9 protein-coding genes are annotated in these 14,293 nt (G+C 68.1%); all 9 read right to left on the minus strand.

What is annotated here, in order from left to right:
- Positions 1-627: 627 nt before the first annotated feature.
- The 9 genes from ASC99_RS38690 to ASC99_RS19500 all read right to left on the minus strand — a co-directional run bounded on the left by ASC99_RS38690 (position 628) and on the right by ASC99_RS19500 (position 13,831).
- Positions 628-783 carry a helicase gene (locus ASC99_RS38690; RefSeq protein WP_157531622.1) on the minus strand — a complete coding sequence of 52 codons (156 nt, stop codon included), beginning with the start codon at positions 781-783 and terminating at the stop codon, positions 628-630.
- A 2-nt stretch (positions 784-785) separates the two neighbouring features.
- On the minus strand, positions 786-1,109 hold the full coding sequence (locus ASC99_RS38695) for a hypothetical protein (protein WP_057233742.1): 324 nt from the start codon (positions 1,107-1,109) through the stop codon (positions 786-788).
- Between the two features lie 50 nt (positions 1,110-1,159).
- Positions 1,160-2,122 carry a prolyl aminopeptidase gene (pip, locus tag ASC99_RS19465; protein WP_057233744.1) on the minus strand — a complete coding sequence of 321 codons (963 nt, stop codon included), beginning with the start codon at positions 2,120-2,122 and terminating at the stop codon, positions 1,160-1,162.
- 471 nt (positions 2,123-2,593) lie between these two features.
- Entirely contained in the window at positions 2,594-3,688 is a 1,095-nt protein-coding gene (locus ASC99_RS19470; RefSeq protein WP_057241168.1) for a hypothetical protein, read from the minus strand.
- 45 nt (positions 3,689-3,733) lie between these two features.
- Positions 3,734-6,316 carry an AAA family ATPase gene (locus tag ASC99_RS19475; protein ID WP_057233749.1) on the minus strand — a complete coding sequence of 861 codons (2,583 nt, stop codon included), beginning with the start codon at positions 6,314-6,316 and terminating at the stop codon, positions 3,734-3,736.
- Between the two features lie 379 nt (positions 6,317-6,695).
- Entirely contained in the window at positions 6,696-7,712 is a 1,017-nt protein-coding gene (locus ASC99_RS19480) for a hypothetical protein (RefSeq protein ID WP_057233751.1), read from the minus strand.
- A 165-nt stretch (positions 7,713-7,877) separates the two neighbouring features.
- Entirely contained in the window at positions 7,878-10,250 is a 2,373-nt protein-coding gene (locus tag ASC99_RS19485) for a SpoIIE family protein phosphatase (RefSeq protein ID WP_235502814.1), read from the minus strand.
- A gap of 636 nt (positions 10,251-10,886) precedes the next feature.
- Positions 10,887-13,352 (minus strand): DEAD/DEAH box helicase, encoded by a 2,466-nt coding sequence (locus ASC99_RS19495; protein WP_082598456.1) that lies wholly within the window; start codon positions 13,350-13,352, stop codon positions 10,887-10,889.
- A gap of 89 nt (positions 13,353-13,441) precedes the next feature.
- Complete coding sequence (locus ASC99_RS19500) at positions 13,442-13,831, minus strand: hypothetical protein (protein WP_157531623.1); 390 nt, start codon at positions 13,829-13,831, stop codon at positions 13,442-13,444.
- Positions 13,832-14,293: the final 462 nt, after the last annotated feature.

Here is a 14,293-nt window from a genome sequence, read left to right on the forward strand (position 1 = left end):
GGGGACCTGTGGCTGCGGGACCGGGGCACTGGCACCTGGACCATGCCCGAGTTCAACCCGGAGGATTTCCCGGCCCGCTGTGGCGAGATTCTGACGTGGAACCAGCTTGCCTGCGAGTACGGCCCGCTGACCGCACTGGCCGACGACCGCCGCATCGGCGGCGGCCGGCGCTGACCGCGCAGCCCTCTGGGAYGACCGCGCCCCTTGAAGCGCCCGTTGCGGGTAGCTGGGAGCTCCAGCTCACCGCCGAGCCCGACGATGGCGGCGAGCAGGTGAGCGTGGTGGTGGCGTCCGACGGCCTCGAGCAGCGCGGTGCGGGCCTGGCGCCACCCGACGTCCTCGGTACGGCCGACGTCGGTGGCCCAGCCGGGTAGCGGTCGGCCTTCGGTTCGGCGAGGACGTCTTCGTCCAGAACCGCGCCTCGGCCGAGCCACCTCGAAACCGGTCACGAATCTATAAGACCCCCGTTGTGGCCTGTGCTTCTACCAGCCGCCCATCGCGCGCGGGTCGCCGCTGATCGGGTAGCGGCGGCAGGTGTCTGGGCGGGCGCAATGCGGGGTGGGGGACGGAGCCCCGTGTCGCACCCCGTACAGCCCGCTCCGGCCCCGGCCCGTGTCCGGTACCGGTCTATTCCCAGCAGATGCCGAGTTGGGTGAGGCGTGCGGCGCGGGCGGTGGGGACGTTGGCACGCCTGCTGCGGCTGTTGGTGATGAACAGGCCGAGGCTGATCTCGGTGGTGGTGCCGTCGGCCAGCAGCAGCGTCTCCTTGTGCTTGCGCGGCACGTTCAGTGACCCTCCCGCTCCCGGAACTGCGCGGCGGCTGCGAGGTTCCGCTGCTCCTTCTCGGCGTGGCTCACCTTCGGGGCCGGCCGTTGCTCGGCGGGCAGCGGTTCCAGCCCGAGGACGTGCTCGCACAGCCACTGCTGGGCCGGGCTGAGCTTGTCCCAGCCGATCTGCTGCGCGCGGCCCCACCCGGCGAGGTCCTCGCCCTGGACGACGATGCTGCCCGCTCGGACCCGGCCGCCCGCCCGGCTCGAAGAATCGCCGCCCCGCGAACCGCTACGACGTGGGCCTGCTCCTAGCCACCGGCGAGTCCTACCGCCGACCAACCCACCACAAGGTCGGCACCAAACCACGCCGCACCGGATAAATCACAAGCTCAGCGGTCCTTGAACTCCTCGATGGCGTCGCGGACCACCCGCATCATGCTCTCGCTGCCCACATGGCCGGAGTCGTCGGAGATGTGCAGCCGCGCGTCCGGCCAGGCCTTCGCCAGTTCCCACGCGGTGTGCGGCGGGCACCCCATGTCGTGCCGGCCGGTGGCCACCAGCCCTGGAATACCAGCCAACTTTCCCGCATCGCGGACCAGTTGGTCCTCCTCCAGCCAGGCGCCGTGGCTGAAGAAGTGGGCGCAGATCCGGACGAACGCGATCTGCTCGTCGACGTCCCGGTCGCTGTACATGCCGGGCACACCGTTGGGCTCACCCGTGATCACTGCGTCCTCCCAGCCCAGCCAGTCGGCGGCGGCCCGCGCCCGGACCGCCCGGTCCGGGCTCTCCATCAGCCGCACGTACGCCGCCAGCAGGTCACCGTCCCGCTCGTCCTCGGGGACACCCGCTCGAAACCGCTCCCACGCCTCCGGGTGGAACCGTCCGGCACCCCGGTACAACCAGTCGATCTCCGAGCGGCTGGACGTCATCACGGCTTGGAGCAGCAGCTCACTGACCCGGTCCGGATGCCGCTGCGCGTACGCCAGCGCCAGCGTGACGCCCCAGGAGGCGCCGCTCACCAGCCACCTCTCGACGCCGAGGTGCTCGCGCAGCCGCTCCATGTCGTCGACCAGGTGCCACGTGGTGTTCAGACGCATGTCCGCCGCAGGATCACTGCCATGAGGAGTGCTGCGCCCGCAGTTGCGCTGGTCGAAGCGGATCACCCGGTAGCGTGTCGGGTCCCATGCCCGCAGCGGCCTCCGCGGCGATCCCGCGCCCGGGCCGCCGTGGACACTCACCACCGGCTTGCCGGCAGGACTGCCGATCTGCTCGTAGTAGACGCGGTTGCCGTCTCCGGTGTCGAGAAACCCGGTCTCGTACGGACCGGCCGGAGGATAGATAGGGGTTGCCATGAGCGCAGATTCTACGAGAACGATCGAACCCTGGTTACGCCAACTGTTGTTTCCCTCAGCACACTTGACGGATTGTGGCAGACTCGCCGGGAACGGCCACCGGTGACGGCGGGACTGCGGCGCTCCAGCGAAGCAGGCACAGCGCGGCCACCAAGGCTGATGCCGGCACGCTCACGTCCCGACAGTCCCCCTCCAGCCCCGACTGCGAAATGCCGGTCTGGTGTCAGTAAGCGCGCTGTCAGTGACGGTGTGTCAGTCTGCCGGTCGTTATAGCTGTTCAGATGACATGAGAGGGATTGGTGCCTGCTGTCGTCGGGGTGGCATGGTTGGCGGCTTTCGCTGTCATGGGGCGGCATTTCGGCGCGTTCAGTCCTGTCATCAGCGTGGTGCTTCCTATGGCAGGGGCATCTTCGAGTGGTCGCTTCGCTGCTGGTGGTAGTTATGTCTTCTGCGAGTCGCGGGGAAGGGGAGTCAGCCGCTGGGGCTGGGCTTCCACAGGGACCGGGTTCCGGGCAGGATCTGGGCTGTCATGCGTGAGGGTTCTTGGCCGAAGCCGAAGTTGATGGTCATGCCCGTCAGAAGGCATGTGTCGTCGACGAGCGGGTCGTCGATCTGAACGAGTTCGCCTGTTTCTAGCCATAGATCGTTTTCGGGGGTGAAGTGAGCGCGGCGTGGCGTTCCGGGTTCGAGGTCGATGTTGGTGACTTTCCCGAGCTGGATGGGGAGACCGTAGATGGCTAGTTGGCCAAAGACGTCGCTGGCAGCGGTTTCGATGAGCATGTCCGCGCGGTGGAAGGCGTCAGCGAAGTGTTGGGCTGGGCCGGTGAGGGTTTCGAGTTCTTCGGCCAGGACGGTACAGCGGTAGTTGTGCCGTGCCAGGGCGAGTTTGGGTTCGTGAGCGTCGATTGCTTCTGGCGCCAGGCGCTCCTTGAGCCGCCCCCGTGCTTGCCTGAGTGCGATGAGCGCCTCTTCGTCCAGCTGAGCCCGCGTCGCTTCGAGCTGCTGCCATTCCTCGCTTGTCTGGAAAGCCGCCGCCAGTGCGCGGGCGCTTTCGGCCAGTGTGCAAGCTTGGGCAGGTGTTGCCTGGAGCAGGCGGCCTACTGGGGGCACGTCCTGGCGTTGAAGGCCGGCGGCGCGTTCTCCGGGCTGCCATACAAGCCGGTAGGTGTATTCCGTCGTGGTCAGCGCAGTCCCTGGCGTGAGTTGGGGGGCGGGCAGTTGCGGGTAGCTGGGCATACGTGACCGCAACCAGGCGATGGTCGAGCGGTGCGCGGCCTCGACCGCTCCTGCCGCTTGAAGCCACGTCTGCCATTCGGCTTCGTCGGAGGGTGCGTCGTTGAAGGTGGAGGGCAGTTGGCCGAACAGGTGGACGCTCTGCGTGAGACGCAGCGGGATCCCGGCGATGTCGGCGCCCGAGGTCTGCATCCTCTGCAGCCGCCCTGGTACGCCGCTACTGCAGGTGGCGGCGTTGCGAGGCAGTTGGTGGGCGAACCCCTGGACGGTCGGTAGGGGCGCCCAAGCTTCGGCTTGTTGAGATACTGCCTGCCAGACGGCTGTGTCGTTCATGCCGATCATCCTTCTGTGCTGCGCAGTTCTTCGGGAGCCTGATGGCTACGGTGTGAGCCAGGAGTGGAGGGTGAGGGCTTCGAGGGCCTTGCGGACGCGTTGGACGGCTGTTGCGGTGGGCGAGCTGTCCAGCAGGTGTTCGAGGGTGGTGGAGTGGGCCCCGTCGGCGGCATCGCGGTCGATGGTTGCCCCGGCGGATTCCTCACGGATAGCCGTGTGGTCGCTGTACCGATAGCTCACGGGGATGTGCGTCCCCAGGGCGTCTTGTTCCGGGGGGCTGATGGCGGCGCGCAGTCCGAGCGGGCCGATCTGCGCGGTCAGGCGGTCGGCGTGCCCCGGCGGAGCTACCAGGCCGATGAGCTGTCGGATCTTCAGCGCAGTCTTTTCAGTGTGTGCTGAGAGCGCGTCGGCGGTTGTCTGCCCGGTGGACGGGCGCTTGGGGGAGACTGTTGCAGGCTGTCGAAGCTCGGCGAGCAGGCACTGGCGCCAGAGCCGTGTCGCGACGGCCAATGGTCCGCAGCCTTCATCAAGTACCACCGCAGGGATGGTCTGGGACAGTCTGAGAGCGGCTGCGTTGTCGATCCAGTCGGATGCCTGCCCGTGGTACCGCAGGGCCAGGACCCTGCGGTCCTTGAGCCTGCTCAGTACTACGGTCTGATCCTTCTTGGGGATGAGGCAGCTGAGGAGGGAAGCCACGATCTCGGGGGCTTGCTCATCCAGCGACCGGTGGTCGTAGGCCGCCATCGCCACCGTGGTGAACGGGAGGTCCCTGGCGGTCAGCGCGGCCACGGCATTGTCGGCGCCACCGATTTCCGCGCAGAACAGGATTCGCTGGTCATCGCCAGTGGCGAGTCGGCGGGGCAGGGGTGCGGCGCCGCTGGCATGTGCGGCGCCTGCGAGGAAGTCGGCGAATGAGTCGTGCAGGGGAACTACGGTCTGATCCCAGCCCAGGGAGGTGATCAGACCGCAGCGTCGGGCGGCGTCATTCATGGCCTGAACGTCAGCTGGCATGCCAATGGCAGACAGCGAGGAGGCAGCGTCGGCGAGGAGCTGGTGCCATTCGTAGGTGTCCGCGTACCGGCGTCCCTCGTTCAACAGCCGCGCGTAGACGATCCCGAGTGCGGGGCGGACGGCGGGCAGTGCCGGTGCGCCGTTTCGGGCGGCCATCTGGTCCAGGAACGCACGGTAGAGCTCTGCCTTGCCGGCCAGCTTGGTTCCTTCGTCCAGGAGCGCCAGCGCCATGGAGAAGAGCATTGGGTTTCCTGCAGCATCACCGAGCGCTTTCTCGATGTTCGCCACTGCAGCGTGGGCGGGGCTTGATCCGTAACCGCCTCCTCCTAGGAGGGTCATGGCTCTCTGCGCCAATTCCAGTTGCTGGGCGTACTGCAATGACTTCATCCGGTACGTTGCCGGAGAGACGCTGGTCGGGAGCATGCTCCGAAGAGTTGCGTCATCTCGCCCCACCAGCACGATACGTGCCCCGTACCCGGCTGAGACGGGTGCCAGAAGCTCTTCGCCCAAGGCCTGCCGGGTGGGCTCTGAGACCTCGGAGGCACCGTCGACGATCAGCGTCACCCTGCCGTCCGATAGTGCCTGGGCACCGGTGGACGTGGGGCATTGCTCCTGCAGGACGCTCGCGAGTCCGTCGGCGGTAAGCGCAGCAAGCCGCCCGGGTAGGTAGGTCTCGGCATGCGCCAGGATCACGACCTCGCCCTCAGCCGCAGCCTGCTGACGCAGCATACGAACTGCAGTCGTTTTCCCCGTTCCGGTCCGGCCGGCCAACATCACCGGACCGCTTCCGCCCAGCAGCTCACCTACCTCTGCCCCCTCGCCGCCTCCGGGCTCTTCTTGGCGGATCACCATGGGGGGCTCCGCCTGCGCATCGGTGACCTGGATGACGACCAGTCCCTCCTCGGACCCGGAACTGGCCGCTGCGAGATATCGCTCTCGTACGGCTTCCCACCGCTGGGCTGGTGCTTGTTCGGGTGGAACCCCCAGCAGCGCGGCGATGTCCTGACGATCCATGACGCGGAGGCGTGGGTCTGAATTGCTCGTGTATTCGAACAGGGCGCGAAAGAGGAGGTCGATGGCCTTGGTTGCCTGTTCGCGTGTGTCCTCCTCCGTCCTGGATTGCGGCAGCATGGCAGCCACTTGGCGTTCGGCTCGCACCAGAAGAGCGCCTGTGTTGTACGGATCCTGGCGGATGCTGGCCTTCCCGAGTGCCAGGTAGACCGGGTCATCGACGTTCACGCCTAGCAGCGTCGCGAGAGCCTTCGAACGGCCCGTGGCAGCTTCTTCGAGGGCGCGTTGGACGGCTTGGCCGCTCGGGCCAAGGCGTCCGTCGGTCAAGAACTCGAAGGATGCATGCGCGGCATCCGGAAGCGCAGCCCAGCGTCGCAGAATGGCTAGGAGGGCCGTTTCACCCCAGGTGTATTCAGAGGCGCGCACCTTGACCTGGATGGCGTGACGCAGGGTTCCGTCTCGAGCGAGTAGTTCGATATCGACGGCGTCGTCGGTTCCTTCGACGCGTACGCTCCCGAGGTCAAGGTTTGCGACTACCTCGACCGCTGCCAGTACGCCTTGAGCCTGTTGGTAGGCGATACCCCGAACCGTGTCTACGCCGCTCACGCCTCGTATGGTTCCACGTCCCTCCGACAGAGAAGGGATATCGGGGGCGACGCTGACAGGCGCCGGTTGCTTCGGGGTTGGCCTGCTGACGCCTGCTGATACACCCTCCTCGCCCTCACTGTCACAGGAACGGCATTTCCTGTCGTGCGGCCTGCGGCTGCTGTGACCTGCACGGATAGGAACATCCCCCCGTAGTTGGTCCGGGCGCGACAGCTCCGCGCGACAACCCCCAGACGCAAACGGGGTGCGGCCCGGCCGTTGGGGCCTTGATCGATCTGACTGTCCGTTCAGGTGCTGAGTGCCGTTGCCAGCCCGGCTGGGTCTTCACTGGGTGACGCGCAGCCCTGGAAGGTGACCTGCGGGTCGTATCTCCTCTCCGTTACACGACTTCGCGGATCGCGTGGCGGATCAGATCCGGCACGACGGTGACGGCCTCGTCCAACAGGACTTCGATCGCGACGGCCACCTTGCTGGTGTCGACGGCGATGTGCTCGGACCAGCGGACGGGCTGGTATCGGGCGAGGTTGGACAGGGCATGCAGAATCGCCCACCAGGCGAGGAGAGGATGTAGAACAGTCTGGTTCCCGCCGACGCAGGGGAAGATCAAGGGGTGATGACCCGCCCCGTACACGGGCTGGGTGACGAGGACATATCGCTCTCGCCGGGTGGTGAGCGACCCGTCGCTTGCCGCCCAAGTCACCATCGCCCAGGTCCGCCCTTCCTCGTCGGCCTGGATGTTCGGCCGTCCGTCTAGGAGGGGCACCAGCTCGTAGTCCCCCATGCTGGGGTAGCGCGAGAGGAAGGCCCGCAGCGAGCCCTCAGGGTCGTCCTCCGTCACTGTCCCGGCGGGGATGCCCCGCACGATGCCGCGGGGGCGGCTGCTGATTACGTACGGGTCGAGATCGAGGGCCTCGAGCGTCAGGATCGGATACGAGGTCGAGGCCAGTGGGTGTTCGGTCGCTTCAGGGATCGTCGCCCAGATGTCGCCCAGCGCGGTCGGCCCGGGCAGGGAGGACGAGCCAAGGATCTCCGCGACCTGGCCGAAGGCGCCGTTGCCCTTCGCCGTCTCAACGACCTGGGTGAGGTCTGCGGCCGTCATGTCCGTGGTGGCGATGCCGTGGGATCTCAGCGCGTAGTCGTTCTGGCTGGCCTTTACCGCGGCGGCCGCGACCGCCCGCCCGGCCTGGCTGATGCCGTAGAACAGCAGCAGCGGGCGCGTGGCGTACCCGACCGTCGCCGCTGCCCTGAACATCTGCTCCGCCTGTTCGAGCGACGAGGTGAACGTCGCCCTGCGGTCTCCCGAGGAAGCCCGGCCCGGTGGCCTGTGCCGCATCTGCCGCAACTCGCGCCAGATCTCCTCCGGTCGGGGCTTGAGCAGGTCGTTCCAGGTCGGCATCGCCTCAGCATCCCAGGTGCTGCTTGAAACGGTCCAGCGTTTTGGCGCGGGCTTCCCGTTGGAGCTCACGGAGGCGGCTTGTCGCCCCGGCCGCTCGCAGGTTGGGCGTCAACTGGCTTGCCCGCTTGCTGGCCAGTCGTGTCTCGAGCGGTGCGTTACCCCATGTCAGCGGGGCAGCTGCTGTTCGAACCAGACGACCTTGCCGGCGCCGAGCCGGGTGGTGCCCCAGCGCTCGGCGCAGTGGGCGACTATCTGGAGCCCGCGGCCGCGTTCGTCGTCCGGCCCGGGCTGGCGGGCGCGGGGGAGCAGGGCGCTGTCGTCGCCGACCTCGCAGCGCAGCACCGAGGTGCGCACCAGGCGGAGGGTGACCGGGCGGGTGGCGTGCTGGATCGCATTGGTGACCAGCTCGCTGACCATCAGCTCGGTGTTGTCGACCAGCTCCTCGAGCCCCCAGCGGCGCAGCGCTTGGCCGGCCAGTCGGCGGGCCCGGCCGGGGGTCTCGTGCCGGGGTTGGAGGTACCAGTAGGCGACGTCGTTGGCCGGAATCCCGTCGAAGGCCGCAGCTAGCAGGGCGATATCGTCGGCCCGGTCGCCGGGCGGCCGGATCCGCAGCGCCTCTTGGCACAGTTGCTCAGGAGCAAGCTGATTCGCCCCGGAGAGCCGGCTCCGCAACTGATCCAGGCCGACCGTGAGCGGCAGATTGTGGGTCTCCACTAGTCCGTCGGTGTAGAGCAGCAGCGCCGAGCCAGGGGGTGCCTCGACCTCCCGGGAGGTGAAGTACACCCCACCGACCCCGAGCGGCGCCCCGGCCGGGAGGTCGAGCAGTTCGGCCCGCCCATCCGGACGGATCAGGACGGGGGGAATGTGCCCCGCGTTGGCCACCACGATTCGGTTGGCAATCGGGTCATAGACGGCGAACACGCAGGTGGCCAGATGCTCCGCCCGGCCGAGACCGTGAGCCAGCTCATCCAGGTGGTAGAGCACCTCATGCGGCGGCAGGTCTAGCGCGGCTAGTGTCCTCGCGCTGGTCCGCAGCTGTCCCATCACAGCCACGGAGGTCAGTGAGCGGCCCATCACATCACCAACGAAGAGCGCCACCCGGTTGCCGGGCAGCGGTACCGCGTCGTACCAGTCGCCGCCCACGCTCTCTTCTGACTGGCTGGGCAGGTATTGGTGAGCCAGACGCACGCCGCTGGGCTGGGGCAGCCACGCAGGCAGTAGCGCGTGCTGGTATTCACCGATGATCTGTCCTCGCTGCTCCGCAGCACGGAACTCTGCGGAGCCGGTCAGGTAGAGCCGAGCATTGTCCAACGAGAGCGCGGCACGATCGGCCACTTCCCGCAAGACCGAGACGTTCGGCTGTGTGAAGGGAGCCTTACCAGGAAGCCGCAAGAGATGCACGACGCCGAGCATGATGCCGCGGGCCGAAAGCGGCAGCGCCACGATCGAGCAACCAGCCACAAGGGGGACCAGGCTGGTGTCTCCGCCGAGCGCGACCGCATAGTCCTCCGCGAGGTCCTCGCCGATCACTGGGACCAGCACCTCCTGACCGCTGCGCAGCGCGAGACCGATCGCCGTACCCATGGGCACCAAGGGAAGCGTGCCGTTCTGCAGGACCTCGCCCCAGTTTCCAGACTTGGCATCCCACGTATAGGACATCCGCCTCAGCAACGAATCGCTGTCCGGCGGGCTAGTGAGCAGGTCCGACTCCCAGAAGAGCCGTTCCAGCAGGTCGACGCAGACGAGGTCAGCGAGCGAGACCAGCATCTCGCTCAGCTCACGGGCAGTGGTACCCAGATCCAAGGTGGTGCCGACCTTGCCGCCCACATCGCTCAGCAGCGTCAGACGAACCAGTTCGGCATCCGAGACCTGCCCCTCGGCCCAACTCGCCCGCTGCGCATCGAATTCGGCCTCCAAGCCCAGCAACTGCTCCTCAAGGCGCAGGCACCTCTCCTCGCTCTGGCTCTTCAGCTCCCGGGCACGCGCCAGCTCCTCCCGCAGACCCTCCACCTCGGACAACAGCCCGGCCAACTCGTCGTGCAGCCCGCTGGCTGCCCTTGACGGCTGGACGCGCTCCAAGACAACCAGGCTGTCCAGCTGACCAACAGCCAGGTCAGCCTCCAGCCGCCGGTACCGCTGCTCCGCTTGGTAGGCGTGCTGTTCCGCATCCTGCAACGCCTTCAACAATGTCCGCTCCCGCAGGCCCGCCAGGGCCAGCTCGCGCTCGGCCATACCCAGGCGCTCGCGGAGTACCTCCACCTCGTGTCCCGCCTTGCTCCGAACAGCTAGAGCCGCACTCCGCAGTCGGTACGCCTGGTCCTGAACCTCAACCGTCACCGGCCGTCCGTACTTCTCGGCGACATGACCTAGAAGGTCATCGACGAAGTCCCGAGGCGCGATGCGCTGACCACTCAGATAGCGCGAGACCGAACCCTTGTCTCGGTTGCACCGCGCCGCGTACCGGGTGATCGACGTCGGCGCGAGCGCTCGGAATAGGTCTCCCAAGAACTTGGTGAACGCCTCGACTGCCGGTTCCATGGCCGGCACTGTCACGACTGGTTCCACGGGAGGCAGCCACTTCTCTAACAAGCTCACTCCTCGTGGTGGTCCGCTCGACCGTTGCTGCATCTGGCAACGGATGCCGACGCTTGGCAACCCGTACCACCGTGTGCAACGGCACCCCCTGCCGTGAGCCTAGGGGAAGCCCCAATGACCCCGAAGCGAAAGGCCGAAGATGTACCACGTACTCGCACGCCACCTGGCGGCCTGTCAGCGAACTGCTCTCGTCGCGCTGATCCTGTGCCCGATCATCCTGGTTACTGCCGCCGTTATGCCCGCTCTCACCATCCTGCCGTTTCTGTCCAACGGCCACGAACGGGTCACAGGGATCATCCTTCAGCTGCGGCGATGGAGCCAGAGCGCCCTAGAGCACAGCCACACTCCCCAGTGACCGGTGAGAGCTAGTCAGTAATGGAGCCGCACCCGGGGCTTGTCGCGGGGGTTGTCGCGACCTCTGTCGCGTGGAGGGCTGTTGCGTGTTGTGACCTGCACGGATGGGCACATCCCCCATAGTTGGTCCGGGCGCGACAGCTCCGCGCGACAGCCCCCGGACGCGAACGGGGTGCGGCACGGAACCTCGTGTCGCACCCCGCACAGCCCGCCCCGGCACCGCCTCTATTCCCAGCGCATCCCCAGCTCGGTCAGCCGGGCGGCGCGGGCGGCTGGGATGGTGGCGCGTCTGGTGCGGCTGTTGGAGATGAACAGGCCGAGGCTGACCTCCACGGTGCTGCCGTCGGCCAGGGCGAGCGGTTCCTTGTGCTTGCGGCCGACATTCAGGTTCCCCTCCCGCTCCCGGTACTGGGTGGCGGCGGCGAGGTTGCGGCGTTCCTTCTCGGCGTGGCTGACCTTGGCGGGTGGGAGGTGCTCGGCGGCCATCGGCTCCAGCCCGAGGACGTGCTCGCACAGCCACTGCTGCGCCGGGCCGAGCTTGTCCCAGCCGATCCGCTGGGTACGGGCCCAGCCGGTGAGGTCTTCGCCTTGGACGACGACGGCACCCGGGTCACCGTCGAGCGTTCCGCCGGCCTTGATGTGCTGCCAGGCGAGGGCGAAGCAGCGTTGCCATTCCACCGACCAGGCCGGGCACCAGGCGGGGTCGATCTCGTCCAGCGCGGCCTTGCGTTCGGCGGTCAGTGCTCCGGCCCAGTCCAGTCCGGTCTCACCGGCCTCGGCCCGCCGCTTCAGCGCCTCGGTGCGGCGCTGCGCGGTGCGCAGGTTCTTGAGGATCGTCCCGACCGGCCGGCCGTTCCACACGGCCTCGTTCGGCGGGCAGGCGTGCCCGTGTTCGGCCGCGTACCCGGCCACCGCGGCGAGGTTGTCGGTGAAGGCGGAGTCGAACGCCGACCAGACCATGCCGAGCTCGTCCAGCTCCTTGATCCGCTCGGCGTCGAGGATGCCGGCGGCCTTGTAGCGGCGCTGGTCGGCCACCCACGATCCGAGCCGGTACTCGGACGGCGCGGCGTAGGCGTAGGCGACCTTCACGTCCCCGAACGCCTTCTTGTACGCCAGCAGCTCCTCCAATCCCCGCCGGAACTCCTCCCGCTCCGGCTCCAGCACCCGGGTGCGCACGAACGCGGCGATGACCGCCGGGTCGCGCTGGGTGGAGAACTGGAGCAGTTGCTCCCCGGCCTGGCCGGAGCGGCGCTCGTCGGGGTCTCCGGCGTGCCGGGGCTCCCTCGGGGGCCGGGTCTCGGACTGCGGGAGCGCCAGGCGCTCGACGGCGGCCGCGTCGTGGGAGCGCAGGGCCATCAGCAGCTTGGCCAGCCCGTCGAACGCCCGGGAGGAGAGCAGTTCCCCGCCGTTCTCCCCGGCGCCGAGCAGGATCGGGACGACGATGGTGGCGATCTTGCCGCTGCCGGGGTGCATCCGCAGGGCCCGGCCGACGGCCTGGACCAGGTCGACCATGGAGCCGCGTACGTCGGCGAAGAACACGCTGTCGCAGTCGAAGGTGTCGACGCCCTCACTCAAGACCTTGACCGAGGCCAGGACGTAGCGCAGCAGCCGCAGTCCGTCGTCGGCGAGCAGCGAGGAGAACGCGTTCAGCGTGGCCCGCCGCTCCCGGGCCGTGTGCTCCGACTCCAGCCAGTTGGTGCCGATCAGCTCCGGGGTCGGGTGCAGCGCCGGGTCCTGCTCGTACAGCACCTTGGCCACGTCGTGCAGGCCGGTGCTGAGCGCCCGGGCCTCGGCCACGAAGTGATGGAACGACAGGACCCGGGTGAGGTCCCATTCGGCGGCGGCGGTCAGCAGAGCGGTCTGCAGGGCCGCCAGGCGGGCGCCCCGGTACTCCACCGACATCTCGTTCGCACCGCGCTGCTCCAGGCCCTGGAGGGTGGGGTCGGAGACGTCGACGCAGACGATCCGGTACGGCGCGATGACCCCGTCCGAGATCGCCTGCCCGAGCGGGTAGTCGTGCGCGATCGGGCCGAAGGCGGCCAGGCTCTCGTCGTCCATGCTGGCGATCAGTTCGGCGGACTCGATGCCAGCCGCCGCCGCCCGCTCCCGGTCCCGCTCCTTGACCGCCCAGAGCCTGGCGGTGGCCGTCATGAACAGGCGCCTGTCACACGGGATGCGGGTGTTGTCGAGGATCGCCGCCCAGGGTTTCCCAGCCTGACCACTGACTCGGTGGGCTTCGTCCACCACCGCGAGCGAGAACGGCACCAGGCCCGCCTGGTGGGCCTTCTCCAGGTGCCCCAGCCCCAGGCTGGCGTAGGTGGCGAAGACCGTCACCCGACCAGGCCCGGCCGTCCAGCGGATCAGCTCCACCGGATCGGTGGTGCACGGGACGCCGGGCTGCTCGCTGCCCTTGAGGGAGCAGAGCCCCACCATCCGGCCGCCGTGCCCTTCGGCCTTCCACACGGCCACCGTCTGCTCCAGCAGCGGCAGGGACGGTACCAGCACCAGCGTCCGCTCCGAGTGGAGCCGCTCGGCGACGTGCACGGCCGTGAGCGACTTGCCCGAGCCCGTCGCGGCCCGGACCTGGCAGCGGAGCCCCTCCGGGGGCAGCAGACCCGACGCCGGAGGCGTCAGAAGTCGTACTGAAGCGCCACACGCCTCTTCCTGATTAGGGCGAAGCTTCTTAGCCATGACAGAAAATTCCTTTCCGAGGAATTCATGTGACACACTGACGAGCCAGTGAGAGTGGCTTTCAAAGGGTTTCCGAAAGGAGCGGACCGCTATTCACTCGACGCCACCTCGGCGGAAACGCTCACGGCGGGGACGTGGACCAGGCCCTCACCGCCGCTCACGGCGTGCTCGGCCAGGACCGCCAGCACTTGCTCCGGACTCACCCCCAATGACCCGGCCAACTCCCGCAGACCCCGCCCCACCGAACCGGACAGCTCCACCTCCAACCGAACCCGCCCAGCCCGCTCCTGCCGGGACCGACGAATCCGCCCCTCCTGCTCCTGCTGCGCTTTTCCCCGGGCCTGGTGCTCCGCGATCCACGCCTGGGCCTGCTCGTCGAGGGCAACGTCGTAGACGGGCCACCCCTGGGTGCGGACGACCTGGGCGATCCGCTCCCACTCGCCAGCCTCCTGCGCCGGCCGAAGGCCGGAGTCCTCCACCCGGCCAGAGTCCCGCTCCCACCACTGGGCCTCCTGCAACCCGGCAGCGAGCTGTTCCGGGGAATTCCCCTGGGCTTTCCACTACACAGTAGATCGCGCGTAGTGAATTCCGTTGAGGCCGTTTTCCATCGCATTCCCCTTCACTGCAACTGGCCGTCCAATTGACTCAGCCGGACTGCCGGAACCCTGCCGACAAGCCAGAGTCTAGCGGGTGCTCTTGTTTGATGCATCGGAACGGGCGAAGCCCGCCCTCACGCCACCCCAACGAGTGACCCACCACCTGACCACCCCTCACCTCCACCCCAGCCCTGGTACCACAGTCGCCTCCGCCACCCCATCGCCGAGCCCTGCCGCCCTCCGGCCGGCCCCCGCCACCCAGCACCACCAGGGCCGCAGGCCCCATTCTCGAACATGCCGTCAACTCAACGGGCAAAGCCCGGAGTTGACCCCATCAGGCCGTGC

This window comes from Kitasatospora sp. Root107, from assembly GCF_001424875.1.
GTDB lineage: Bacteria > Actinomycetota > Actinomycetes > Streptomycetales > Streptomycetaceae > Kitasatospora.

Coding starts and splice junctions, on each gene's coding strand:
- ASC99_RS19480 (WP_057233751.1), bottom strand. CDS start 7,712: ATGCCGACCTGGAACGACCTGCTCAAGCCCCGACCGGAGGAGATCTGG.
- ASC99_RS19495 (WP_082598456.1), bottom strand. CDS start 13,352: ATGGCTAAGAAGCTTCGCCCTAATCAGGAAGAGGCGTGTGGCGCTTCA.
- ASC99_RS19485 (WP_235502814.1), bottom strand. CDS start 10,250: ATGGAACCGGCAGTCGAGGCGTTCACCAAGTTCTTGGGAGACCTATTC.
- pip (WP_057233744.1), bottom strand. CDS start 2,122: ATGGCAACCCCTATCTATCCTCCGGCCGGTCCGTACGAGACCGGGTTT.
- ASC99_RS19470 (WP_057241168.1), bottom strand. CDS start 3,688: ATGAACGACACAGCCGTCTGGCAGGCAGTATCTCAACAAGCCGAAGCT.